Source organism: Neobacillus drentensis (genome assembly GCF_036965425.1).
Lineage (GTDB): Bacteria > Bacillota > Bacilli > Bacillales > Cytobacillaceae > Neobacillus > Neobacillus drentensis_F.
The window spans coordinates 20,360-44,058 of sequence record NZ_JBALPP010000006.1 but is presented as its reverse complement, the minus strand read 5'-3'; the positions used below and the strand labels follow the sequence as shown (position 1 = coordinate 44,058).

The window sequence follows — 23,699 nt, the reverse complement described above, 5'->3', positions numbered from 1 at the left end:
GAAGTGGTACTATCTGGATGCGAGCGGTGCGATGCGGACGGGCTGGCTGAAGGATGGAGTGAAGTGGTACTACCTGGACAGCAGCGGTGCGATGAAAACGGGCTGGGTGCTCATCAGCGGTAAAAAGTATTATTTTAATACTAGCGGTGTTTGGATAAAGTAGGATTTTTATAAAATGAGGGAAAATGCCGGATTCAGCGAGAATCCGGCTTGTTGATGTCATTGAGGACATTATCTAGATTAAGTTTCGTGAAGTTGATCATTCGTTTGTAAAGGTCCAAAATGGATTGTCCGTAAGTGGTGCCTGGCACCGCCCATTTCCCGTTTAAAGCAGTCCAAGTTGGAGCAGACCCTCTTGTTACGAGATTGAAGCGGGGATCAACTAAGGGATATTGATTTGGCAATGGCTCGGTAGAAGCGTAAGCGAATAGGTGCTGCAGGTGAGCCAGTACTCCTTCTTCTTGGGTATTAAAGGTCGCACCTGGATTATCCGGTCCTGTAGCTCCAATTCCAGCAAAGTTGTTTTGATCAGGCTGGACTACACCGGTAAAGCGGAAATAGTCGGTTTCGTGCAAGGCTTGAGCGAAGGCGATGTCACCCCTAATTCCATAATATTCACCGAAGGTTAAATAATATTTGCCTATCTCAATTGCGTTCGGATTGACTGTTTTTACAAACAGATTCAAGTGTTCCGGGGAAAGATATGTCGGGCCAAGGATCGAATAGCCTGTTGGTTCTGCAGGTGGTGGGCTTGTACTTGGAGCCTCTGCCTCAATAAAGGCATCTGTAATTCCAGCGTTTTTGACCTCCTGCAAGCGTGTTTCAGCATTTGTACGGCTAGAAAAAGCGCCGGCCTGAACGCGGTATCGGGTTTCACCTGAAATCGTTGTGGTCACTACAAATGATTCAATACCGACTGAGTGCAGGAAGGCAACGCGCTTGTCCGCATTTTCTCTCAACTTGAAGGAACCGGCAATGACTTTGTAGATCGTTCCGGCGGGAGCAGTGGATTTTGGCTTTAGGTTAAATGCTAGTGCAATCCCGTTGGCATGACCTTGAGCGACATTTTGACGCCAAGATGTCTGCTTCATGAGGGCTGCATCTTGGGGATTGTCAATGAAGCCGTTTTCGGATAGCATGGCCGGCATCTTTGATTCACGAAGAACATGGAAATTAGCCTTTTTCTTACCTCGGTCCCTAAGTTGATTCAGTTTGATGACTTCGGCATGGATAATATCCCGATATTTAGCTGTTGTGGAGTTGTCGGATAAGCTGGTATGAATATAGTCCTCATATCCTGTGGCAGTGCCGCTGTTGGCATTGATGTGGATAGACATATAAAAATCAGCCTTCCAAGCATTTGCCTCATTCGTCCGCTGGCTTAAGCTTTTTGTAATATCGCCAGTGCGGCTCATCATCACTTCAATATTTTCATAATTATTTAGTAAAATATTACGGATTTTTAACGCAATATCTAATGTTAAATCTTTCTCGTTTAGACCATTTCCCTGTGCACCTGGATCTGTGCCGCCGTGTCCCGGGTCTAAATAAAGTTTCATTTAATCTCCTCACTTTTTTCAAATAGTGGTACATCTATATGGTATGACGAGCGATAGTATTCGTGAGGGTGCTTGTCCTGTTTAAACTGTGGGATTTTTATTAGAGGCAAAACAAAAGTCCAATTCCTATGCGAATTGGACTTTTTAGAAAATTCGACTTTGAGAATTGTCCAGCTTCAGCGCCTAGCCCCTCTCTGGTCTAAGCCACTTCCAATAGGAAGGAAAAGGCACCTTCCTATTGGGAACGTCTTATGCTTGTCGGGGCTTACCGAGGCGCTTGCGCTTTTCTTACTTAATGCTGCAAGAATGCAAGTTGATAAAAGAACAGAACCGCAAACACATATAGCAGCGGATGTACTTCGCGCCATTTGCCTTTGACTAATTTTAATAGCGGATAGCTGATAAATCCAAGTGCGATTCCTGTTGCAATACTTGATGTTAATGGCATGGCAAGAATCGTCAGGAAGGCCGGGAAAGCTTCGTCGAGCTCGTCCCAGCGAATTTTCGCAATACTTCCCATCATCAGGCTTCCGACAATGATAAGTGCAGGTGCTGTAATGGCGGAAATTCCTGAAACAGCGCTGACGAGCGGGCCAAAAAATGCAGACAGGATAAATAGAGCTGCGACAGTAAGTGAAGTTAAGCCTGTCCGTCCGCCTGCTGCAACGCCTGATGATGATTCAATATAAGCTGTGGTTGGGCTCGTCCCAAACATGGCGCCAATTGCTGTTGCAATAGAATCAGACAGCAATGCCTGACGCGCCCGTGGAAATTTGCCGTTTTTCATTAGGCCTGCTTGGTTTGCGACACCGATCATCGTTCCGGTCGTATCAAAAATGGTAACAAGTATGAAGGAAAAAACAACGGCATAAAGACTGTGCTGAACCACATCACCAAATGCGGTGATAGGATTCCCAATCATAAGCCCTTCCGGCAGAGAAGGCAGGGCCATGAATCCATTTTTAAAGGAAAGCTGACCTGTGAAAAAAGCGATGAGACCAGTCACAATCATTCCAAAAAATAATGCTCCATTAACGCGCAGCATCATTAATACAAGGGTGATAGCGAGTCCGACCAGTGTCAATATCGCTGACGGGTCATGGAGATCGCCCAGCCCAACAAGATTTGTCGGATGCGCTGTAATAATTTTTGTCAGGCGAAGTCCGATAAAAGCAATGAATAAGCCGATTCCGGCGGTAATCCCATGTTTGAGATTATCCGGAATGGCATCGATTAATTTTTCCCGTAAAGGAGTTAATGACAAGATAACAAAAATAAGACCGGCAATAAAGACAGCGGCAAAGGCTGTTTGATAGGTGATACCCTGGTGGCCGCCGACGACAGAATAGGCGAAATACGCGTTAAGACCCATCCCTGGGGCGATAGCGATTGGATAGTTGGCGAAAAGCCCCATCCAAAGAGTCCCGACCACTGCAGCGATGATGGTTGCCGTGAAAACCTGCTGGAACGGCACGCCAGCATCAGCGAGAATAACGGGATTGACCACCACGATATAAACCATCGTAAAGAAGGTCGTAATCCCTGCCAGAAGCTCTGTTTTTGCATTTGTATGATTTTCATTTAGTTTAAACATTGAAGTTCCTCCGAAAACACGAACATTTTTGAAATACTTTTATATNNTTATATATTATTCGTTTCCTGTGAGATTTTCAATCATTATTTTTTGAGTAAAAATGGAAATATATCGGATGATGTCGATAGTCGGATGAAAAATTGGTGTATAATAATTGTTAATATAGGAGGTGACATACTTGGAAAAGAAACTAGATAGAATGGAAGAGATGTTATCAAGCATAATTTCGATAGTAGGAAACATTAATCAACAGCTGCAGGAAATGAAAATAGAACAGCAGGTAATGAAGAAGGAACAGCATGAAATGAAGAATGACCAGGAGGGGATGAGGAAGGAACTAGCCGCCATAGATAGCAAAAATGAGGCGAAATTTACTGAAATACTTAATATCGTGACTGACATTAGAGCAGAACAAGAACATATCTGGGAAAAATCAGCTAGAAATGAAAGAGAGTTAGCTAAACTTAAATTTCACCTTCAGTTATAATTTAACTTCCAAATAAATGCTTCTATTGAACTTCAAAAAATCAAAATTTCCCATTATAATTTAGAAAAGCCCAATTCCTCGCACAGAATTGGGCTTTCCACGTTTATTTCAATATTTCTACAGCATTTTCCCCATAGACACCCTTCGATTCCAAAAACCGCTGCATTCTCTTGAGCGCTTCTTGAAGCTGGGCCATCGAGGTAGCATAAGAGCAACGTACATACCCTTCGCCGCTTTCACCAAACACATGGCCGGGAACGACTGCAACTCGTTCCTGGATGAGCAGTTCTTCCGCAAATTGTTCCGAGGTCAGGCCGGTTGCTTTTATGGATGGAAACACATAAAAGGCGCCGCCGGGAATGTGGCAATCCAAACCAATCTTATTCAATGTCTGGACGACAAAGTTCCGCCTTCTGCGATAGCTTCGTTTCATCGTTTCCACATCATGATAACTGTTGCGGAGCGCCTCAATTGCACCTTGCTGCAGCATCGTCGGGGCGCACATCGTTGTATATTGGAAAATTTTCAGCATAACTTCCACAAAGGGTGCTGGAGCCGCAAGGAAACCTAAACGCCAGCCGGTCATTGCAAAGCCTTTGGAGAAACCGTTGATTAAAATGGTTCGGTCATACATGCCCTCAAGGGCAGAGAAGCTCGTAAAGACTTCATCATAGGTTAATTCTGCGTATATCTCGTCTGATACCACAATTAGATCATGCTTCTCGACGATTCTGGCGATTTCCGTTAGTTCCTCCTTGTTTAAGGAAGTGCCAGTTGGATTGTTCGGAAAACAAAGCAAAATTGCCTTTGTTTTTTCCGTGATGGCATTTTCGAGCTGCTCAGGTGTCAATTTAAACCCATTCGCAGGTGAAGTTGAAAGTGGTATAGGTGTTCCGCCGGCAATCGACACTAGCGGGGCATAGGAAACAAAGGCCGGTTCTACAATCAAGACTTCATCACCTTGGTTTAAAATTGCCCGGAAGGCGAGGTCAATAGCCTGGCTGGCTCCGATTGTCACAATAATTTGATTTTTAGGATCGTACTCGACCCCAAATCTGGTTCCCAGATAGTTGGTGATTTCTTGTCGCAGTTCGAGCAGCCCAGGATTCGCCGTATAGGAGGTTTCACCCTGTTCTAAAGATAAAATGGCTGCTTCGCGAATGTTCCAGGGAGTGATAAAGTCGGGCTCTCCGACTCCCAGTGAAATCACGTCCTTCATACTGGCGGCCAAATCGAAAAATTTCCTTATGCCGGATGGCTGAAGCTCTTTTGCAGTTTTGGAAAGATAATGGGAATAATCCTGTTTCATGGTGTAACCACCATTCGTTTATCTTTCTCATCGCCACCGCCAAAGATGACCCCGTCATGCTTATATTTTTTCAGCATGAAATGGGTGGTGGTGGAAATGACATTATCAATCGTTGATAATTTTTCCGATACGAAGGTTGCAATTTGGGTCATCGTTTTACCTTCAACGGTTATCGACAAATCGTAGGCTCCGCTCATAAGATAAAGGGAAGTCACTTCCGGGAAACGATAAATTCGCTCCGCTACCTCATCAAAGCCGACCCCGCGCTTCGGGGTTACTTTTACATCAATCATCGCAATGATGTTTTCCTGACCTTCTACTTTGCTCCAATCGATTAAGGTCGGGTAACTGATAATGATTTTTTCTTGTTCTAATTTTTCAATCGCCGCTTTAACTTTTTCTTCGCTGCTAAGTACCATGGATGCAATCGTTTCAACGGAAAGCTTATGGTCTTCTTCGATGATTTTTAATATCTCAATTTCTTCACTGCTCAGTTTCATGGTGGGGCCTCCTAAAAATTAAATCTTATTGTTGATTTTAATAGTCGAAGTATGAAAATACAATGAAAAAAGATGCCTGACACCAGGAGATTTTAATAGGGAATTATTAGCAAATACACCTGACAAGCGGTCGTTGGCTAAAAGTGCTATAATACTTACGGTATAGAATTTAATGTAAGGGGAAATGAACTATGATTCTCGTTGTCGGCGGGGCTGGATACATTGGCAGCCATCTTGTGAAGGATTTAGTCGAAAAAGAAGAGGTCGTTGTATTGGATAACCTGTCTACGGGTCACCGAGAGGCCGTTGATAGCCGGGCTATTTTTGTTAAGGGAGACCTTGGCAATGAAGAGGATTTGCAAATGATCTTTAGAAGCTATCCCATCAAGGCGGTCATGCACTTTGCAGCCAATAGCCTGGTTGGAGAGTCTGTTGTTGATCCTTTAAAATATTATCAAAATAATGTGGCCTCTACTTTAACTTTGTTGAAGGTCATGATGAAATTTCAAGTAAAAAACTTTATTTTCTCTTCTACAGCGGCAACCTATGGCATACCGAATGTGGAAATCATTGATGAATCTACAGTGACTGCCCCAATTAACCCATATGGTCATTCTAAGCTGATGGTCGAGCAGGTTCTGGGTGATTTTTCAAAGGCCTACGGTTTAAATTATGTGGTGCTTCGTTACTTTAATGCAGCAGGAGCGCATGACTCCGCGGTGATTGGCGAAAGTCATGATCCGGAAACACATTTAATCCCGATTGTGCTGCAGCAATTATTAGGATCTCGGGAAAAGGTGTCTGTGTTTGGGGATGATTATGACACTCCGGATGGTACATGTATCCGCGATTATATCCATGTTACTGATTTGGCTGCCGCTCATATTCTTGCACTTGAGGCGCTGCTTTCTGGGAAGAAGTCAGCAGAGGTTTATAATTTAGGGAACGGACTTGGCTATTCTGTGAAGGAAGTTATCGAGACCTGTGAAAAAGTAACTGGGGTGAAAGCCAATGTCGAAATGGCTGACCGCCGTGCCGGCGACCCGGCCAGACTCGTCGCTTCCTCAGCTAAAATCCTTGATGAACTAGGCTGGAAAGCCCAGCGGAACCTTGAACAAATCATCGGCGATGCCTGGAGATGGCACAAGGAGCAGAAATACTAAAAGCGTGTGGTTTCATTGTGGTGTCAGGCACCATCTGTGGACAAATGTCCTTGTGTATTGGACAAAGGAGTGGCATTTGAAACCACGATTTTTAGGGAAGGGCAGAGACTGATGTCTCTGTTCTTTTTTTATGCCCCAAATTAGGTTACTAGAGTAGGTCATTTTGTTGTATTATTATTGCAAGAAATGATTTTGTGTGCTCTAAATGGAGCGGCATAATAGAAGGATGGCATTTTAATGAGGAAACTGTTTAAAGATATGCTTTTCATTATACTGGGTGCATTTATTTTTGCGGTCGGAGTTAATTTTTTCACGATTCCCAATCATCTTTCCGAAGGCGGACTTTTAGGTATTACCATCATTTTGCACTATTTGTGGAATTGGTCACCTGGGGTCGTGAACTTTGTCTTAAATGCCGTGCTAATCGTTGTCGGCTATAAATTTTTTGAAAAAAGAGCGTTTGTTTATACGCTGATTTCGATTGCGGCCTGCTCAGGGTTTTTATTTTTAACGGAGGATGTCAGTAAGCGGATAACGGAGGATACCCTGCTCGCTTCCCTTTTTGCCGGATTATTAGTGAATGGCGGGATCGGCTTTATTTTCCGTGCGGGCGGAACGTCGGGAGGAACAACCATTTTAGCTAGGCTGGCGACACAATTTTTCGGCTGGAGCCTTGGCAAATCCGTGCTCATTATTGATATTATCGTGGTGGCAGGCTCGATTCCGATCATCGGGTTGGAAAAGGCAATGTATACACTTTTGATTGTATATGTAGGAGCGAAGGCGATTGATTTCATCGTTGAAGGGCTTGATGAGCGAGTCGCCGTTTTGATTATCTCGAACACGCCTGAGCAGGTGCTCGAAGGGATTACGAATAAAATGTCACGCGGCTTGACTGTTTTAGATGGACGCGGAGGCTACACCGGTCAGAACAAGGAAGTGCTCTATATCGTCATCAATAAACAGGAAATCATCCAGTTGAAAAATATTATTAAAGCAATCGACGAAAACGCTTACGTCACCGTCCATAATGTCCACGAAATGATGGGCAAAGGCTATAAAGCAAGCTAAACAAAAGCTCCTTGGTGAGAGAACCTAGGGAGCTTTTGTTTGTAAAAACTAAGTTTTTTCGATGCTGACACGGCCGGAAAAGAAGGTGGCACCGCCGCCCATGTCGGCAATTCGATCCGGGGTGAGGACGTTAACTAAATGTTTCGTTCCATTTTCGTCGGCCCAAAGTCCCTGACTGACGACGACTCCAGGAAGGACGTTCTCGCCGATTGAAACCTTCAGCACACATTCCCCGCGCTCATTCCAAACACGTACCCTTTCGCCATCTTGAATGCCAGCTGCCAGGGCATCCTTCTGATTCATCTGCATTCGCGGTTCTTTTTCAAGGTCTACATGCTTCCGGTTATTAGAAAAAGTAGAATTTAAGAAATTATGATTTGGCCCAGGTACAAATTGATATGGATGGTCCCCATCGTTCACGAGTGGAATATAGGTTGGAAGCGGCGGGTGTCCGTCCTGCTTCATCCGCTCGGAATATAATTCTATTTTACCGCTAGGTGTTGGAAGTTTTCCAGGAAACAACGGTTTCACCTTGGCTTTCAGATAATTCGATTCGGATAACCCGTCAAAATTGATTCCTTCTAAATATGAATTCCTCGGGTTATTCAGCGCGCCTTCAATCATCTCTGCCTCAGTCTCTTTGAAGGCCGCTTCATCACCGAAGCCCATAGTATGCGCCAGCAAGCGGAACATTTCGACATTTGATTTAGCTTCACCAAATGGTTCGATTACCGGCTGTTGAAGCTGGGCAAAATGGTGCCAGTAGGACGTATAAATATCCGTATTTTCGAAGGAAGACGTTGCCGGTAAGACAATGTCAGCATACTTAGCCGTTTCGGTTAAAAATAAATCGTGAACGACGGTAAATAAATCTTCTCTGGCAAGGCCTGCTCTTACTTTATGACTGGATGGAGCGACAACTGCCGGGTTTGAACCGTATACAAAAAGGGACTTTATAGGCTGGTTAAGGGCCTGCAATGCTTCACCGAGCAAATTCATGTTCACGATGCGTGTGTTTTTATTTTTCAAAAGGTCAGGGCGCTGCAGGTATTCAGTATTCGGTAGAAGGTACCCGGAGTTTCCTTTAATCGCACCGCCGCCTTTGACAAGCCATTGGCCGGTAAGGGCAGGCAAACAAGAGACGGTCCGGACGAACATCCCTCCATTGTCGTGATGCTGCGGCCCGTTCCCAATTCGAATAAAAGAAGGTGCAGCTTCGCCATACATCCGTGCAAGTTTGTAAATGTCCGCGACTGGAACTCCAGTGATGGCGGAAACCATCTCTGGATCGTACTGCATAACATGTTCCCGGAGCTCTTCCCGACCAACTGTATATGTTTGGAGAAAATCCTGGTCCACCATGTTTTCGGCAAACAAAATGTGCATGAGCCCAAGGGCGAGTGCACTGTCTGTGCCCGGTAAAATCGGAATAAACCAATCTGCTAATCTGCCAGTTTGGTTTTTATGAACATCGATGACGATGATTTTCGCGCCGATCTGCTTTCGGGCTTTCTGCGCAAGGGCTACCTGATGCATATTGGTGCTGGCAGCATTAATGCCCCAAAAAATGATCAGCTTGGAATGGACCGTATCCTCCGGATCGATTCCAAGGCTTCCGCCCATGGTATATTTATAGCCAACGGAGCCGGCAGAAGAGCAAATTGTTTGATCGAGCCTGGAAGCACCGAGGCGGTGGAAGAAGCGGCGGTCCATTCCTTCCGCACTGAGCCTCCCCATGTTCCCGTAAAAACTGTAGGGCAGGATGCTTTCCGGGCCATCTGATTGAATAAGTTCCGACCAGTGCGCCGTAATCGTACTCAAGGCTTCTTCCCAGCTGATTCTCATGAACTTTCCCTCGCCTTTTGGCCCTGTGCGTTTCATCGGGTATTTCAATCGATTCTCATCATATATCCGTTCCGCCATATTCCGTACCTTGTTGCAAATATGCCCCTTCGTAACCGGATGCTCGGGGTCACCCTCGATCTTGACGATTTTCCCGTCTTTCTTATGTAAAAGCAATCCGCACTGATCTGGGCAGTCAAGCGGGCAAACTGAATGAAAAATACCGTTTCGCTCCATAAAAAATCTCCTTTCAAGAGGATGGCTGCCATCTTCTCATCCTAATAGATATGCAGTGTTGTATATTAGTATAATGGATGAGGTGCTTTGGTGTCAGGTGCGAGTTTTTTGGTTTACATAAGCTATGGTAGAACCTCTTTGTATTGTGCAGAGAGGTTTTTTGATGAAAATGAAGGAATTATGACTAGAATTGGAGTTTTTTTATTTTCCTACAAAATTTTAAATAAAGACAAGTTTAGGCAAGTTCTGCATCCGGTGTCATTCTTTATCGAGAAGTATTTGTTTTCAAAGGGGAATTTATAGTTTTAAAATTAAGAACGTTGGGACAAATATAGAGGAGGTCTTGCTTGTGAAAAAGAAAAAAAGAGGAATGGCGATCGTCGCCAGCAGTGTTTTAGCAATGTCTTTATTAGGCTTTTCAACTAGTGTTCATACATCCGCCAGTACACAGACTGTAAGCAAAAATTATTTGATTGCTTATAGTCAGTCTTTGCCGAAGAACTACCTAGCTGAAATTAAGAATGCAGGCGGGGAAGTAGTAAGGGCTATGCCAGAGGTTGGCGGTGTGGAGGTTCGATCCACAAATCCTAATTTCCTCAGCCAGTTGAAGTCGAGCGGTACTATTGTAGCGGCAAATTCTGAAAGGGCTTACAAATTAGAAAATGGTAACCCTGAAGGGGCAGATGGACAGCCAGTTGATCTTCAAAAGGATGCGGACGGTACATATTGGAGTTCGCAATGGGATATCCGCCATTTAACAAATGAGGGGAAATCGTTTGCAATTGAGTCAGGTGGAAAACGTAATGCGGGCGGTGTCACCCACAAAGCGGTTGTTGGTGTCATTGACTCCGGTATTGATGCCGGCCACCCGGATTTAAAAGCCAACTTTTTAGGTGGCAAAAACTTTGTACCTAAGGGCGGCTACTATGGTGATGTTCCAGAAGAAAAAGGTGATTCCAGCAATGTAACGGATACAAATGGCCATGGTACACATGTAGCTGGATCCATTGCCGGGAATGGAAAAATAAAAGGAGTTGGCCCTGATCTTGGAATACGTGCATACCGTATTTTTGATGCCAGCGGAAGTGCTCCAACCTCTCCGATTGTCGCCGCAATCTTACAAGCAGCTAACGATGGAGTCGACGTAATCAATATGTCAATTGGCGGCTTTGATAGTTTAAAATATTACTTTGAAGGTACTCGTTATAGCGATATCGCCGATTTGCTCCTATGGAAACGTGCTGTCCAGTATGCTGTGAATAAAAACGTAACCGTTGTCGCTTCAGCAGGGAATGATTCCTTGAACTATGCGGATAAAAAGTCTCTTACTGACTATTTGAATGTAAATTATGGCGATGAAAATCTGGTCTTCTCAGGCGTAACAGTTGATGTTCCAGGAGGTGTCCCTGGTGTGATTACGGTTTCGTCCTCGAATAAATGGTCAACCAATCAGCTGGCATTCTATTCGAACTATGGCAACAGCTTTATTGATGTGGCTGCTCCTGGCGGCGATAACGGTCCGGCTTATGCGCAGACAGGTGATTTAAATCAGCGTGATTTTACATTCCGTGCGCTGTCCACTTGGCCAAGATATCTAGCCCCTTATTTTACAATGCAAAAGAATTACGGTTACGCCTACTTACACGGCACTTCCATGGCAGCGCCAAAAGTTGCTGGAATCGCTGGTGTCATCAAAGCAGCTCATCCGGAGTACACACCAGCCCAGGTGCAGGCATTGATTGAAAAGACGGCATTAGATTATGGTAAGGTAGGCCACGATGAATTGTTCGGCTCTGGCGAAGCCAATGCGTACAATGCCTTAACAGGTAAATAATCTAATCAGCCCAGCTTAAATGACTCCATTTAGGCTGGGCTTCTTTTTTATCGCCAAGCCTATTTTCACACACTTTTCACACATTTATCCCGAAGTTCTGCCACACTCTTTGTCTATACTGAAGAGGAAAGGAGTGATGGAAATGAATCTAAAAAAAGGATTGATTGTTGGGGTTGGCGCTTTGATGCTGTTAGGCGGCGTTTATAAGATCCAAAGTGTTTCCGCTGCGGAAAATACGCCGTCAAAAGTAGAAGCAAAAGCAGGACATGCTGGCAAACGGCTTGAGGTGCTTAGCCAATTTAAAGATCAAATTCATCAAGTAAATCAGCTTCGTGAAGACCGCCTTGACCTGAAGAAACAAATGATTGAAAAAAGGGACCAGCTCCTCGATTTAGTAGTGGCGGCCAAACAAAGCGGCAATAAAGAGGACATAAAGCAGGCAAAAGAGGTAAAGCAGCAATTAAAGACATTAAACAGCGATATGAAGACGCTTATCCAAGAGGGACGCGATGAGCGGAAGACACTGAAAGAAGACCTGAAAAAAGGCGAAGGCAGTGAACAGTTCACTAAGGTGATTGCGACACAGCAAAAGATTAATGAAAAAATGAAAGAGAAGCTGGCAGAACTGGATAAGATGATTGAGATTTTAAAATAAAGTCGAGGAAGAGATAGTGTTCAGTGCTATCTCTTCTTTATTATATAATGGAATCGAGGTGAACCGTTGATGAAGCATATTTTTGTTGTGGATGATGAGAAGAATATAAGGGATATTTTGCAAAAATATATTGAAAACGAAGGATACAAAGTGACACTTTTTTCAGACGGAAGAAATGTTTTTCAGGAAATGCTTCGGCTTAGGCCGGATTTATTGATTATCGACATCATGATGCCTCATCTCGATGGACTTGAGCTTTGCAAAGAGATTCGCCGAGTGAGCGATATTCCGATTATTTTTGTCTCTGCAAGAGACGGTGAATTTGATCGGATTTTGGGCTTGGAGCTTGGTGGGGACGATTACCTGACGAAGCCATTCAGCCCGCGTGAACTGATGGTTCGAATCAAAAATATATTTAAGCGGCTTGGGAAAACTGCTGGTAGTGGAACGCAGATTCTGAAAATAAGGGATGTAAGTATTGATACGGTACGGCGATACATAGAAAAAGATGGCCAGGAAATCAAAATGACGACCAAGGAGTACGATTTGTTCAGCTTTTTGGCTCAAAACAAAGGGAAGCCTTTTACAAGAGATGAACTGCTGGAGTTTATTTGGGGGTATGAGTTCGCTGGCGATGGCCGGCTGATTGATGATTTGGTGAAGCGAGTCCGGAAAAAATTAGAGCAGCATCAGTCAACGGTGGCATTGTCGACGATTTGGGGATATGGGTACAGATTGGATGAGTAGGATGAAATTAGGCTCGAAGCTCTTATTCACTTATTTTTTCCTGATTATTATTATATTTATCATTACTAGCTTATCTTTTCGCTTTATCTCCCAGCGATATTTAATCCACGAAACCGAGCTGCAGCTGCACAAGGAAGCCACGGTGATGAGTCAATTACTTGGCAAGTCGTCTCTCTCAAGACCGGTAATTGAGGAAAAACTCATGAATCGAAAGGCGCTGGCTGTCACGGAGCGGTTATTGTCTTCCAAAATGATTATCTGGACGGCCCGGCAGGAGATTGTTTATACAGATTTAAAAGAAGCTGTTTTAGAGCAATTTAGGGAAGGGCCAAGAAGAAATTTTGTTTCGGAAACGGTGCCGATCCAATCGAAAAATGGGAAGACGCGAGGATATGTAACCTTAGTAGCCAGACTGGATGAGGTTCAGGAACTGAATCGATTGATGCGGAAGTCGCAGTTGATTAGTTTGGTGCTGTCGGCAATGATCGCTGTGGTGTTAGGCTTATTTTTCAAAAAAGGGATAACGCGACCCATTCGCATCCTAAGCGAACATATGAAAAATTATTCGTTGAAAGGGACGAACAGGGAGATCCGCCTAACGACGAAGGACGAAATTGGCGAACTTGCTGAAAGCTTTAATGCTTTATCGCTGAGGCTGAAGCAGTATGATGAGGACCAAAAGGTATTTTTTCAAAATGCTTCGCATGAATTGAAAACGCCGTTAATGGCGATTCAAGGTAACGCAGAAGGAATATTAGATGGCGTCATAACCGGTGCAGATGTGAATAAAAGCTTAAACGTCATTATTGCCGAAAGCCAGCGGCTGAAGCGGATTGTTGAAGGTATCACCTATTTAGCAAAGCTTGAAAGTGTTGAGGAAAGCTTCGTGTTTAAGCGGGAGTCATTAGAAACTATCCTTCAAGAGGCGGTGGGTAGTGTTGCGGCGTTAGCCGATCAGCGGGAAATTGAAATTGTTGTGGAAGGGACTATCTCCGATCCGGTTATGGTGGACCGTGAAAAAATGAAGCGGGCTTTTATCAATTTGCTTGGGAATGCTATTCGCTATGCAAAATCGGTGGTCATCGTGAAAAGCAGCAAAAGGGATGGGAAGACGATGCTGATAGAAGTAATGGATAACGGATCCGGGTTCGCGCCAGGAGAAGTGGACAAGGTGTTCCAGCGATTCTATAGCGGGGAAGAGGGAGGTTCGGGAATTGGCCTTGCCATCACCAAAGCCATCATTGAAGGACATGGAGGAACAATTAAGGCGCTAAATGGTGTGCAAGGTGGTGCGGTATTTCAAATTTGGTTAGACAAGGAATGAGTGTATTAAATATCCACCTATATTGGGCAATCTATCCATAATGATGCTGAATATGAAGGAATGGAAGCCCTTATGGATAAGTTTGAATACATGTGGAAAATTGCCGAGTTAGAGGAAAAGGTACATCGCTTAGACAAAGAGGGCTGGCTGCAAAACGAGTTTTTAACATGGCAGTGGTGGGTATTGGGCATCTTTCTCATTGTACCATGGCTCATCTGGCTGCGGATGGTTGACAAAAAACGGATTATTCCTATATTGCTTTTTGGGATGTTGTTTTTAATTGTCACCAGCTTATTAGATAACATTGGGCTCCAGTTTAGGTTTTGGAAATATCCAACCCAATTAATGCCGGTTATTCCACGAGCCCTTCCCTTTGATTGTTCAATGGTACCCGTAGCTTTTATGCTAGTTTACCAATACTTTCGAAGCTGGAAATCGTATTGCTTCGCCTTGGTTGTTGTAACGGTTCTATTTGCCTTTGTTGGAGAGCCATTTTCCATTTGGGCTGAGCTCGTGGTTTATATAAAATGGAAATATATTTATTCATTTATCTATTATATTGTTCTGGGCGTACTAATTAGGTTTTTTATTGAAAAACTTATTCGGTGTCAGGCACCACACGTGGACAAATCCTGAGTTTTGTACGCGTATGGTGGACACTTCTGGGTAATTTCGAAGTGCTATTACTGCCCAAGCTGTTTAATTTGATTAATAATACTTGTAATGTCTTGAACGGTTTGAAAGAGTTCGGTGTTTTGTAAAGCGGATGGGTCTAGTAAGCCGTTTTTAAAATTATTTAAATAGAGGTTTATTCCATCTAATAGCTTATTGTTTTGATCAATAATTTGCTGGTGCAAATCAACAGCTATATCCGGTGCTTGCAGTTGATTAAAGGATTGAATTTCTTGTTTCATCTGCTTTAGCATTGTTTCAAGCTGTTTAGCCGCCTCCTGATTTCCTACAGCTTGCTGGGCAAGAGATGGTGCTTCATTTGCAAAAGCAGTCGCCTTGTCTAAATAACTAGTTGCCTCGTTTATATACGTGACCGTATTCTTTGCATCATTAAGCAGGGAGCAACCAGTAAGCAGCAACAAAAAGCTCGTAAATAAAATCATTATCGATTTTTTCATTCTGAAACCCTCCTTTTTTTCACCAATTGTACTATTATACGTTTGTTAATCATGTTAGTTTCTTTTTCACCAAAAAAAGCATTGACTATACGGATTTTGCATCCCTATTGTCAATGCTTTATTTCTGTTTATTGATTGAAAAACCTCAGTAATCCGTTTATTAATCCATTACATAGTTTGTTTTGGTAACTGTCGCTGACAAGGTTAGCCCGTTCCCCGTTATTGGTGATGAAGCCGATTTCCATTAAGACTGCCGGTGCGTTATTCCCTCTTATTACACGGAAGCTCTCATCCTTTACGCCCCTTGTGACGGCGCCGGTTGCTTTAATGACTTCATTCTGAAGGTAAGCAGCCAGCTGCTTGCTTTCCTCAGGCATCACCCCGTCAACAGAATTAAAATAGGTTTCAATTCCCTGGACGGAGCTAGAACTGCTTCCTGCCGAGTTAACGTGAATACTGATAAACGCATCTGGTTTAATGGAATTGGAAAATTCGACCCTTCCATCTAATGAAATAAATTCATCCGTGCTCCTGGTCAAATAAACCGTAGCACCGTGCCGTTTTAAGATGTCGGCGAATTTCAAGCTGACCTGCAGGTTAATGGTTTTTTCAAGAACACCTGCGGCACTCGCCCCTCCGTCATAACCTCCATGACCGGGGTCGAGAACAATTACTTTCCCTACTAAATCCCGGGAAACAGGGACCCATACACCACTGGACTCTAAAAAGAAATCCGTGCCATTAACCGTAATCCAGCCAGTCTGCATGATGCCATTATTGTCGGCGTAATACCAGTTGCCTTTATCCTGGAACCACCCTGTTTTCAGCTGCCCTGACTGATTAAAGTAAAACCATTTGCCGCTTAGATTTATCCAGCCAGTTTGCATGGCCCCGCCTGAATTTAAGTAATATCGCCCGCCGTTATTTTCCAGCCACCCTGTTTGCATTTCTCCTTGGCCATTTAAAAAGTACCATTTTCCACCGTCAAGTATCCAGCCTGATTTCATAGCAAAATCGTCACCAAGGTAATACCAAATGTTATTCAAAAGCAGCCATCCCTTTTGAAGCTGCCCCGTATTAATTGCGTAATATTTTTTCGCTTCGGCAGTAAACCAGCCGCCGCTATATAGGGAACCATCGTTACTGAAATAATATCCCTTCCCATCCAGGATGGCTAAGCCTGTTTTTAAAGCTCCGCTATTATCGAAAAAGTAGGTTTTTCCTTGCTCTTGATACCAGCCAGTCTGCATGATGCCATTTTGGTCTAACAAATATTTTTTATCTTTGTAGGTAATCCAGCCTGTTTGAATTACACCATCATTATTGGAAAAATACCATTTTCCATCCACCTTGCCCCAACCATAGACAAGCGTACCATCTGTGTTAAAAAGATATCTTTTTCCCAGAATATCAGTGATGCCTTTGGCTGAAGCACCATCACTAGTAAAATAATATTTTTTGCCGTCTATTTCCTGCCATAGATTCGACCCCATGACACCTAAACTATTAAAATAGTACAATTTTGAATTGATGGTTAGTAGTCCGGTGCTTCTTTCGCCGCTGGACTTAAGATAATACCAGCTGGAGCCAAGCAGCAGCCATCCCGTTTTCATCACGCCGCTTGATTGGAGGTAATACCATTTGTTATTAACGTTAATCCAATCGGTCTGCATCGCGCCCGATGGAGCCATGTAATACCATTTATTCTGATCCAGCACCCAACCGGTTTGCATTGTTCCGGTTTTATCCATGTAATACCACTTATTCCCTATGTATAACCAGCCTTTTACCGCCATATCATTGTTGTAGTAATACCATTTGCCACTTTCCTGCTTCCAGCCAGAACTGGCGGCATACGTATGGCTAGTTCCGATCCCAAATCCCGCGAATAACAGGACGAAAATTGAGAAGATTAATAGTTTTTGTTTCAAAGCATAGTACCCCTTTAATCTTTTATTTAACTCTAAAGAGTCGGTACAACCCCGAGCTGAAAGGTTGTATGGCTTCTCTACTAGACTCTCACGCTCCCTTATCGAATAATGTTACCAAATGTTTCCGTTTTTGCTCCCTTTTTATATTAAACTGATTTTTTTATTATGTGAAGGGAAATTCGACATCTTTCTACCATTTTTGGATATAAGGAGGGGAATAACGTCGAATATTGAATGTTTCCCGGGGAATGAGTAATCTCGTGTAAAAGAATTGGTCGACAAATTTTTATAATCTGCACTTAATATTTTTGTGGCCGTAAGATATACAAATAGTAATGAAAACGGAGGTTTCGTTATGTATCCTTATACAAATTACTACGATGCGATAAACAGGCAGCCTCATAAAATGATTACTGATCTTGAAAAAGCTATTAATGGTGAATATAGTGCGATAAATTGCTATGACCAATTAGCCCAACTTGCGGCGAATGAAAAGGAACGGAAGCAAATCCTTGAAATTCGTGAGGATGAAGTTAAGCATTATCAGCAGTTTGTCCAGCTTTATAGCCGTTTAACAGGCAGACAGCCCCAGCCAAAAATCACGGAAGATTGTCCAAATGTTTATAAAAAAGGATTGGAATTTGCCCTTCAGGATGAACAGCATACCGTTGATTTTTATCATGAAATCGCTGATGAAGCGACAGACCCCGTAATAAGAAGGATTTTTCGAAGAGCGGCAGCTGATGAACAAAATCATGCCGTGTGGTTTTTGTACTTTTTTTCAAAGATGTAGTAAAAATGTCCCCAAAGTCGGGGACATTTTTTATATAAATTTATTAATCTCCTCTTGAGTCCCCTCCGCCGCCATCACCATCACTGTCCCCGCCAGCATAAGTATTGTCATCTTTAGAAACATCATTATTATCGTAATAATCATTGGATTGTGTTTTTCTTCTTACAGTCGGAAAAATTAAAAAGGCCCCAATAATTAAAATGGTACCGAAAAATTCCTGGGTCCCGAAAATAAGATAAATGCCGTATACCAATAGGAGAATACCAATCAGCCATTGAAGGAATCTTATCGTTTTCAGAGACATACCCCCTAGATGTAAAATGTTATAGTAAATAAATATTAGCAGGCAGGACTTTTTATACATTCGACAGCTTGGTCGTTTTCAGCTTTGAACATTTTGTTAAATATTGTGAATATTGCTAATCGAAAAGGCTGATTCCAGTATAATAAAAAGTAGAAAATGCAAAGGGAGTGATTTACTTGGTACGCAGCGCAAGATTGTGGTTTGCCGGTGCGAAATATCATGTGACCAGCAGGGGAATCAGAAGAAATTCGCTTTTTTATGATGATGAAGATTATGAAAAATACCTCAATTTAGTAGAAGAAACAAGGAAGCGATACCCATTCATCCTCCATTCGTTTTGTTTAATGACCAATCATACCCATCTCCAGGTTGAAACACTTGAATCTCCGCTCAGCATCATAATGAAAAACCTCAATACGAAATACGCGAAATTTTTTAATCAAAAGTACGATTATTCGGGGCATGTATTTGAAAAACGCTATGGCGCTGAACTGCTTAATTCCCCTGAATATGAAATCGATGTCAGTAAATATATTCACTTAAATCCTGTCAGCGCAGGGATGGTGAACCTGCCTGAGGAGTATCCATGGAGCAGCTATCGAGCTTACATCGACTTGAAGGATATTCCGTTAATTGAACCCCAGCCGATTCTTTCCTATTTTCCTCACCCACAGACACAGCATTATCAGCAATATATGAAATCCCGTTGGAATGATAAATTTTTCTGGGAAGATGGTAAGCTCTATATGGGCGAAAAGGTGATGTTATAATGTGGGCGCGTGTGTCGAGCATTGGCCTAAAAGGAATGGAAGGGTATCGGGTCAATGTCGAGGTTGGCACTTATATCGGGACCGATTCGTTTAAAATTGTCGGGCTTCCCGATGCTGCGGTGAAGGAAGCCAAGGAGCGTATTATTGCGGCCCTTCGCTCATTGGGGGTATACCTTATCCGGTCAAAAAATTACAATCAATCTGTCGCCGGCCGATCAAAAGAAATTTGGCCCGATGTTTGATCTGCCGATGGCGATTAGTCTATTGATGAGTTTGCATGAATTAGATGTGGTCATTCCAGAAGGAACCGGTTTTTTGGGAGCCCTGTCATTGGATGGTTCGATTCAGCCTGTTGAAGGAATGCTGCCGGCTGCGCTTGCTGCGAAAAGGCTTGGCATTAAAAGGCTCTATATGCCCTTTGATGATGAATTGCCTATGCTTGATTTTAATGGTTTGGAAGTCATCTATGTTTCATCGTTGCAGGATGTAATCGGCCATCTTTTGGACCAATGGATTCCTCCTTTGTTGGAAAAGCAGGAGGAGCTATGTGTAAAAAGCGCCGATTTATTAGACTTTCAACAGATTATTGGCCATAGGAGCGCAAAACAGGCGCTGGAGATTGCGGCTTCAGGTGAGCATCATGTCTTGATGACTGGCCCCCCGGGTTGTGGGAAGAGTCTGTTAGCCGGGAGTTTTCCGACGATTCTTCCTGAATTAAGTAAGGACGCCCAGCTCGAAGTTATAAGTTTGTATCAATTGAGCCGGAACAAATATCCTCGAACAATTTTGCCCCCTTTTCGGAACCCTCATCACTCCGCTTCAGGTGTCTCGATTATTGGAGGTGGCCAATACCCTAAGCCTGGAGAAATATCGCTGGCCCATCGCGGTGTGTTGTTTCTCGATGAAATTGGTGAGTTTTCGAAAAAAACTTTGGATATGCTTCGGCAGCCACTGGAAAATGGGGCGATTACTATTAGCCGCACACATGCGACGATTACCTATCCCGCCCAGTTTATCTTTTTGGCTGCCATGAATCCGTGTCCCTGCGGATATGCAGGCTCAAATAAGCAATATTGTACCTGCACGCCGAAGCAGATTCTTGCGTATAAAAATAAACTTTCAGGTCCGCTTAGAGACCGTTTTGATATTCATCTTTCCTTAAGATCGGTAGATTTCAGTGAGGCTATGACGGAAAGGGCAGGGGAGGAGTCAAGGACTGTACGCCAAAGAGTGGTTGAAGCAAGGGAAAGGCAATTTGAACGCTATGGGCAGGAAGTTTGCAATGGCCGGGTTCCGTATGAGGTGCTTTTAAGGACAAGCCCGTTGCCTGCGGGGCAGCAGGTGGATTTACAAAAGTTATCTTTTAAAAAAGGGCTCAGCAATCGAACGCAAATTAAAATCATCCGCCTCGCCCGGACGATTTCGATTTGCAAGGGAGCTCCCGCATCACCGACCAAAGTATTTGGGCAGCAGTCAAGTGGAATGGGGGAGCTTGATAGGAATTATTTTTTCAATCGCACTTTAATATTTTCTGAGTGTGCAAGAAGTATTAAAGCTAGGATTAGGATTGCCAGTACACCGATTTCCCAATTTTCATGCTGGATAAACAAAAACACTGGAATGATAAGGAATGCTCCTAATCCAGAAAAGGTAAAGCTTTTGGTGAAGGGATATGTGACAAGGAATGCCAGGATAATCACAGGTGCAAGGAAGGGCTCGAAGGCAACCATCCCGCCGATGAATGTTGAAATACCTTTCCCGCCCTGAAATTTAAGAGTGACGGGCTTTAAATGACCAATAATGGCAAAAGCGAGGCCAATTAATTGAATAGGTTCAGAGAAACTGAGGAACCGGCCAATTAAAATGATCAGAATGCCCTTTAAAGCGTCCCCAAGAAACGTGATAACAAAGGCTTTTTTGCCATACAGTCGCCCGGCATTCCGCGCCCCGACATTTCCGCTCCCCTGCCTGCGGATATCCTGATGAAAGAGCAATTTTGTAATCAGATATCCAAACATAATGCACCCAATGAAATAAGAACAGGCAAAATATAGCCAAATCACTCGAATCACACCTTTCTGGTTGTGTGCAATTTTGGTAGGCCGTAACAAGTTGAATTATATATAATAAAAGTATGGTGGAAAATACATCCACCTCTTTTTAGTTTGAAGGAGAAGGCTAATATCTTCAAATACTATATGCAGTTTATTGATTAGAGAGAATTTAGGTCATTATTTGGAGGGCATTTATGTCTAATGTGCTTGTAATTGGTAGTTATGTAGTAGATTTAATGAGCCGAGCACCACATCTTCCAAAGCCGGGGGAGACGGTTCTAGGAGGACCGTTTCAGATGGGGCCGGGAGGAAAAGGTGGAAATCAGGCGACCGCAGCGGCAAGGTGTGGCTCAGAGGTTACGTTTATCACCAAAGTGGGTGACGATCTTTTTGGTCAAGAGGCATTAAAACACTTTGAAGCAGAAAATATCAATACCCAATATATTAAGGTCGATCCAAGCCAGTCAACTGGGGCTGCATTGATCGCCGTGGATGATAAAAGTGAAAACAGCATTGTTGTCGCCCTGGGTGCCTGCGGAACTATTACGGAAGAGGAAGTAGTAGTAGCAGTGGAAAGGTTCAAAACTGCAGACATTGTCCTGCTCCAATTGGAAACAAGTATTGAAGCGGTGGTAACTACGCTGAAACTAGCAAAAAAATATGATGTTCCGGTCATTTTAAATCCCGCACCATACCAGGAGTTTCCTAGAGAGACTCTTTCGAATGTGACCTATATTACTCCAAATGAAACAGAAGCATTTGAGTTGAGCAGGGTAGAAGTAAAAGATGAAGAATCTGCTTTAGTGGCTGCGAGGAAAATTCATGGATTGGGTGTTGAGACGGTGATTATCACCCTTGGATCGAAGGGGGCGTTCCTTTATACTGGCGGTGAGAAGGGTGTATTGGTTCCGGGTCTCAAAGTAGAGGCTGTTGATACAACAGGGGCCGGCGATGCCTTTAATGGAGGATTTGCTCACGCGCTTAGCACCGGGTACTCTGTCCGTGAAGCGATGACCTTCGCCAATGCAGTTGCCGCCCTCTCCGTAACAAAAATTGGTACAGCACCTGCTATGCCTTATAAACACGAAGTCGAGGAAATATTGAAGCGGGGAGATGCTGTAAAGTAATAGACAAAATGCAGCTAAAATAAAAAAGGATGACTTAAAAAGTGTTTTTATACTTTTTTTGTCATCCCTTTCAATTATCTTATTTCGCTTCTAATTCTAATTGCCTCTTCAGTTCGGTTTGGATTCTTTGTTTTTCTGCAGCTGTTACCATGCCATAGTAGATTTTGTTGATCATTGTGCCTGTTTCCTTTATTTCCATCTGTTGAATGTTCTTTCCGGCTTCTCGATAGTTTTTCTGGATATCAACCATTTGATCAAAGGTCAGATTTGTCTTAATATTTTTTCCAAGAGCTGTAAATATATCAGAAAAATTCGTTAAGCTTGATACGCTTACACCCTCATTAATGACCGCTTTAATGATTTCCCGCTGCCTTGATTGACGGCCGAAGTCCCCGCGCGGATCGTCGTATCTCATTCTAGAAAATATTAAAGCCTGTTCACCGTCTAGGGTAATATCTCCTTTTCCAAAATGAAAACCATACTGATCGAATTCAAAATCATTTTGGACGTTTACCCCGCCAACCGCATCGACAAGGTCCTTAAAACCTTCCATATTAATCTCCATATAATAGTCAATTGGGATATCGAGGAAATTTTCAACGGTAGCCATAGACATGGGAACCCCGCCAAAAGCATAAGCATGGTTTATTTTATCCTCTTTCCCTTTTCCGACTATCTCAGTGCGAGTATCTCGCGGGATACTTAGCATTTTTACTGAGTTATTATTGGGATTCACGGCGAGCACAATAATTGTATCAGAACGCCCTTTGTCACCCTTTCGTTCATCAACACCCAGCATTAAGACGGAGAAGGGCACCTTTTTTTCCAATGCTACCGGCAATTCCCGCTTTTCCGGCTGGATTCGTTCAACCGGCTGGTGCATCGTAACTACAGCAGTTTTTAAAGATTTATAAACCGTGTAACTATAAACACCCACAGCAACAAAGATTAGTAATAAAATAATCCCCGTCACCTTTAACCACTTTCTACTTCTCTTCTCCTGAGATCTCATATGATAAAACCCCCATAATAATAATGATGCCAAATGGTGTCAGGCACCGTTCGTGGACACTCGGGTTGATTTGTACGCCCTGGGTGGACATTCGTGATGGGTGATATGTATGGATGATGAAGGTATGATTCATGGTGCTGGTGCAGCAGGTTTTCTATGTTGAAATGCAGTGTCTTGGAGATGGGTCCATTGTATGAAGGAAATAAAAGGCTTGTATTCTCATTATAGTATGTAAGTTACCATTTATTTTAACATT

23 protein-coding genes and 1 pseudogene are annotated in these 23,699 nt (G+C 43.2%); 14 read left to right on the top strand and 10 right to left on the bottom strand.

What is annotated here, in order from left to right:
* The first annotated feature begins 13 nt into the window (after nucleotides 1-13).
* Nucleotides 14-163 carry a hypothetical protein gene (locus V7161_RS01000; RefSeq protein ID WP_438825798.1) on the top strand — a complete coding sequence of 50 codons (150 nt, stop codon included), beginning with the start codon at nucleotides 14-16 and terminating at the stop codon, nucleotides 161-163.
* A 31-nt stretch (nucleotides 164-194) separates the two neighbouring features.
* On the opposite strand, the gene V7161_RS00995 is transcribed toward V7161_RS01000, so the two are convergent.
* Both V7161_RS00995 and V7161_RS00990 read right to left on the bottom strand, forming a co-directional pair.
* Nucleotides 195-1,559, bottom strand: a complete 1,365-nt coding sequence (locus V7161_RS00995) for an N-acetylmuramoyl-L-alanine amidase (protein WP_335441870.1) — start codon at nucleotides 1,557-1,559, stop codon at nucleotides 195-197.
* Between the two features lie 292 nt (nucleotides 1,560-1,851).
* Nucleotides 1,852-3,153, bottom strand: coding sequence for an NCS2 family permease (locus tag V7161_RS00990; RefSeq protein ID WP_335441869.1), 1,302 nt, complete (start codon nucleotides 3,151-3,153; stop codon nucleotides 1,852-1,854).
* A gap of 178 nt (nucleotides 3,154-3,331) precedes the next feature.
* Here V7161_RS00990 and V7161_RS00985 point away from each other — a divergent pair, with 178 nt between their 5' ends.
* Nucleotides 3,332-3,640 (top strand): hypothetical protein, encoded by a 309-nt coding sequence (locus tag V7161_RS00985; RefSeq protein WP_335441868.1) that lies wholly within the window; start codon nucleotides 3,332-3,334, stop codon nucleotides 3,638-3,640.
* Nucleotides 3,641-3,743: 103 nt separating this feature from the next.
* Here the strand turns inward: V7161_RS00985 and V7161_RS00980 are convergent, their stop codons facing one another.
* Nucleotides 3,744-4,949 (bottom strand): aminotransferase, encoded by a 1,206-nt coding sequence (locus V7161_RS00980; protein WP_335441867.1) that lies wholly within the window; start codon nucleotides 4,947-4,949, stop codon nucleotides 3,744-3,746.
* Nucleotides 4,946-5,449 (bottom strand): Lrp/AsnC family transcriptional regulator, encoded by a 504-nt coding sequence (locus V7161_RS00975; RefSeq protein ID WP_335441866.1) that lies wholly within the window; start codon nucleotides 5,447-5,449, stop codon nucleotides 4,946-4,948. Before V7161_RS00975 ends, V7161_RS00980 begins: the two co-directional genes overlap by 4 nt.
* Before the next feature lie 191 nt (nucleotides 5,450-5,640).
* Between V7161_RS00975 and galE the strand changes: the two genes are divergently transcribed.
* Together galE and V7161_RS00965 are read left to right on the top strand one after the other, a co-directional pair.
* Nucleotides 5,641-6,612, top strand: a complete 972-nt coding sequence (galE, locus tag V7161_RS00970; RefSeq protein ID WP_335441865.1) for a UDP-glucose 4-epimerase GalE — start codon at nucleotides 5,641-5,643, stop codon at nucleotides 6,610-6,612.
* A gap of 237 nt (nucleotides 6,613-6,849) precedes the next feature.
* Nucleotides 6,850-7,683: a YitT family protein gene (locus V7161_RS00965; protein WP_335441864.1), complete on the top strand. Its 834-nt coding sequence runs from the start codon at nucleotides 6,850-6,852 to the stop codon at nucleotides 7,681-7,683.
* Nucleotides 7,684-7,731: 48 nt separating this feature from the next.
* Here V7161_RS00965 and V7161_RS00960 read toward each other — a convergent pair whose 3' ends face one another.
* Complete coding sequence (locus tag V7161_RS00960; protein ID WP_335441863.1) at nucleotides 7,732-9,762, bottom strand: molybdopterin-containing oxidoreductase family protein; 2,031 nt, start codon at nucleotides 9,760-9,762, stop codon at nucleotides 7,732-7,734.
* Between the two features lie 349 nt (nucleotides 9,763-10,111).
* Between V7161_RS00960 and V7161_RS00955 the strand changes: the two genes are divergently transcribed.
* The 5 genes from V7161_RS00955 to V7161_RS00935 all read left to right on the top strand — a co-directional run bounded on the left by V7161_RS00955 (nucleotide 10,112) and on the right by V7161_RS00935 (nucleotide 14,958).
* A complete protein-coding gene (locus V7161_RS00955) occupies nucleotides 10,112-11,596 on the top strand; it encodes a S8 family peptidase (protein ID WP_335441862.1) in 1,485 nt (494 codons plus the stop codon).
* Nucleotides 11,597-11,738: 142 nt separating this feature from the next.
* A complete protein-coding gene (locus tag V7161_RS00950) occupies nucleotides 11,739-12,251 on the top strand; it encodes a hypothetical protein (RefSeq protein ID WP_335441861.1) in 513 nt (170 codons plus the stop codon).
* A 69-nt stretch (nucleotides 12,252-12,320) separates the two neighbouring features.
* Nucleotides 12,321-12,998 (top strand): response regulator transcription factor, encoded by a 678-nt coding sequence (locus tag V7161_RS00945; protein ID WP_335441860.1) that lies wholly within the window; start codon nucleotides 12,321-12,323, stop codon nucleotides 12,996-12,998.
* On the top strand, nucleotides 12,991-14,322 hold the full coding sequence (locus V7161_RS00940) for a sensor histidine kinase (RefSeq protein ID WP_335441859.1): 1,332 nt from the start codon (nucleotides 12,991-12,993) through the stop codon (nucleotides 14,320-14,322). Before V7161_RS00945 ends, V7161_RS00940 begins: the two co-directional genes overlap by 8 nt.
* A gap of 72 nt (nucleotides 14,323-14,394) precedes the next feature.
* The gene (locus tag V7161_RS00935) at nucleotides 14,395-14,958 is read left to right on the top strand and encodes a CBO0543 family protein (protein WP_335441858.1); all 564 of its coding nucleotides are present in this window, start codon (nucleotides 14,395-14,397) and stop codon (nucleotides 14,956-14,958) included.
* A 47-nt stretch (nucleotides 14,959-15,005) separates the two neighbouring features.
* Here V7161_RS00935 and V7161_RS00930 read toward each other — a convergent pair whose 3' ends face one another.
* Both V7161_RS00930 and V7161_RS00925 read right to left on the bottom strand, forming a co-directional pair.
* On the bottom strand, nucleotides 15,006-15,452 hold the full coding sequence (locus V7161_RS00930) for a DUF6376 family protein (protein ID WP_335441857.1): 447 nt from the start codon (nucleotides 15,450-15,452) through the stop codon (nucleotides 15,006-15,008).
* A 128-nt stretch (nucleotides 15,453-15,580) separates the two neighbouring features.
* Nucleotides 15,581-17,383 carry an N-acetylmuramoyl-L-alanine amidase gene (locus V7161_RS00925; protein WP_335441856.1) on the bottom strand — a complete coding sequence of 601 codons (1,803 nt, stop codon included), beginning with the start codon at nucleotides 17,381-17,383 and terminating at the stop codon, nucleotides 15,581-15,583.
* A 355-nt stretch (nucleotides 17,384-17,738) separates the two neighbouring features.
* On the opposite strand from V7161_RS00925, the gene V7161_RS00920 reads away from it, so the two are divergent.
* Nucleotides 17,739-18,176 carry a ferritin-like domain-containing protein gene (locus tag V7161_RS00920; RefSeq protein WP_335441855.1) on the top strand — a complete coding sequence of 146 codons (438 nt, stop codon included), beginning with the start codon at nucleotides 17,739-17,741 and terminating at the stop codon, nucleotides 18,174-18,176.
* A 43-nt stretch (nucleotides 18,177-18,219) separates the two neighbouring features.
* On the opposite strand, the gene V7161_RS00915 is transcribed toward V7161_RS00920, so the two are convergent.
* Nucleotides 18,220-18,480 carry a hypothetical protein gene (locus tag V7161_RS00915; protein WP_335441854.1) on the bottom strand — a complete coding sequence of 87 codons (261 nt, stop codon included), beginning with the start codon at nucleotides 18,478-18,480 and terminating at the stop codon, nucleotides 18,220-18,222.
* A gap of 176 nt (nucleotides 18,481-18,656) precedes the next feature.
* Here V7161_RS00915 and V7161_RS00910 point away from each other — a divergent pair, with 176 nt between their 5' ends.
* From V7161_RS00910 to V7161_RS00900, 3 genes and pseudogenes are all read left to right on the top strand, one after another.
* The gene (locus V7161_RS00910) at nucleotides 18,657-19,250 is read left to right on the top strand and encodes a transposase (protein WP_335441853.1); all 594 of its coding nucleotides are present in this window, start codon (nucleotides 18,657-18,659) and stop codon (nucleotides 19,248-19,250) included.
* Nucleotides 19,250-19,492 carry a magnesium chelatase domain-containing protein gene (locus tag V7161_RS00905; RefSeq protein ID WP_335441852.1) on the top strand — a complete coding sequence of 81 codons (243 nt, stop codon included), beginning with the start codon at nucleotides 19,250-19,252 and terminating at the stop codon, nucleotides 19,490-19,492. Before V7161_RS00910 ends, V7161_RS00905 begins: the two co-directional genes overlap by 1 nt.
* Nucleotides 19,395-20,615 (top strand): annotated as a pseudogene (locus V7161_RS00900) (YifB family Mg chelatase-like AAA ATPase); the annotation flags it as partial. The gene V7161_RS00905 and the pseudogene V7161_RS00900, both read left to right, overlap by 98 nt.
* 137 nt (nucleotides 20,616-20,752) lie before the next feature.
* Here the strand turns inward: V7161_RS00900 and V7161_RS30350 are convergent.
* Complete coding sequence (locus V7161_RS30350; RefSeq protein WP_420491541.1) at nucleotides 20,753-21,268, bottom strand: glycerol-3-phosphate acyltransferase; 516 nt, start codon at nucleotides 21,266-21,268, stop codon at nucleotides 20,753-20,755.
* A 230-nt stretch (nucleotides 21,269-21,498) separates the two neighbouring features.
* Here V7161_RS30350 and rbsK point away from each other — a divergent pair, with 230 nt between their 5' ends.
* A complete protein-coding gene (gene rbsK, locus V7161_RS00895) occupies nucleotides 21,499-22,431 on the top strand; it encodes a ribokinase (protein ID WP_335441850.1) in 933 nt (310 codons plus the stop codon).
* Nucleotides 22,432-22,510: 79 nt separating this feature from the next.
* Here the strand turns inward: rbsK and tagU are convergent, their stop codons facing one another.
* Nucleotides 22,511-23,443 carry a polyisoprenyl-teichoic acid--peptidoglycan teichoic acid transferase TagU gene (gene tagU, locus V7161_RS00890; protein WP_335441849.1) on the bottom strand — a complete coding sequence of 311 codons (933 nt, stop codon included), beginning with the start codon at nucleotides 23,441-23,443 and terminating at the stop codon, nucleotides 22,511-22,513.
* Nucleotides 23,444-23,699 lie beyond the last annotated feature (256 nt).

Excerpts from the sequence above, each read along its gene's own strand:
- V7161_RS00995 (WP_335441870.1), bottom strand. The coding sequence starts at position 1,559 with ATGAAACTTTATTTAGACCCGGGACACGGCGGCACAGATCCAGGTGCA.
- V7161_RS00990 (WP_335441869.1), bottom strand. The coding sequence starts at position 3,153 with ATGTTTAAACTAAATGAAAATCATACAAATGCAAAAACAGAGCTTCTG.
- V7161_RS00980 (WP_335441867.1), bottom strand. The coding sequence starts at position 4,949 with ATGAAACAGGATTATTCCCATTATCTTTCCAAAACTGCAAAAGAGCTT.
- V7161_RS00975 (WP_335441866.1), bottom strand. The coding sequence starts at position 5,449 with ATGAAACTGAGCAGTGAAGAAATTGAGATATTAAAAATCATCGAAGAA.
- galE (WP_335441865.1), top strand. The coding sequence starts at position 5,641 with ATGATTCTCGTTGTCGGCGGGGCTGGATACATTGGCAGCCATCTTGTG.
- V7161_RS00965 (WP_335441864.1), top strand. The coding sequence starts at position 6,850 with ATGAGGAAACTGTTTAAAGATATGCTTTTCATTATACTGGGTGCATTT.
- V7161_RS00960 (WP_335441863.1), bottom strand. The coding sequence starts at position 9,762 with ATGGAGCGAAACGGTATTTTTCATTCAGTTTGCCCGCTTGACTGCCCA.
- V7161_RS00950 (WP_335441861.1), top strand. The coding sequence starts at position 11,739 with ATGAATCTAAAAAAAGGATTGATTGTTGGGGTTGGCGCTTTGATGCTG.
- V7161_RS00945 (WP_335441860.1), top strand. The coding sequence starts at position 12,321 with ATGAAGCATATTTTTGTTGTGGATGATGAGAAGAATATAAGGGATATT.
- V7161_RS00940 (WP_335441859.1), top strand. The coding sequence starts at position 12,991 with ATGAGTAGGATGAAATTAGGCTCGAAGCTCTTATTCACTTATTTTTTC.
- V7161_RS00935 (WP_335441858.1), top strand. The coding sequence starts at position 14,395 with ATGGATAAGTTTGAATACATGTGGAAAATTGCCGAGTTAGAGGAAAAG.
- V7161_RS00930 (WP_335441857.1), bottom strand. The coding sequence starts at position 15,452 with ATGAAAAAATCGATAATGATTTTATTTACGAGCTTTTTGTTGCTGCTT.
- V7161_RS00920 (WP_335441855.1), top strand. The coding sequence starts at position 17,739 with ATGTATCCTTATACAAATTACTACGATGCGATAAACAGGCAGCCTCAT.
- V7161_RS00915 (WP_335441854.1), bottom strand. The coding sequence starts at position 18,480 with ATGTCTCTGAAAACGATAAGATTCCTTCAATGGCTGATTGGTATTCTC.
- V7161_RS00905 (WP_335441852.1), top strand. The coding sequence starts at position 19,250 with ATGTGGGCGCGTGTGTCGAGCATTGGCCTAAAAGGAATGGAAGGGTAT.
- V7161_RS30350 (WP_420491541.1), bottom strand. The coding sequence starts at position 21,268 with ATGTTTGGATATCTGATTACAAAATTGCTCTTTCATCAGGATATCCGC.
- rbsK (WP_335441850.1), top strand. The coding sequence starts at position 21,499 with ATGTCTAATGTGCTTGTAATTGGTAGTTATGTAGTAGATTTAATGAGC.
- tagU (WP_335441849.1), bottom strand. The coding sequence starts at position 23,443 with ATGAGATCTCAGGAGAAGAGAAGTAGAAAGTGGTTAAAGGTGACGGGG.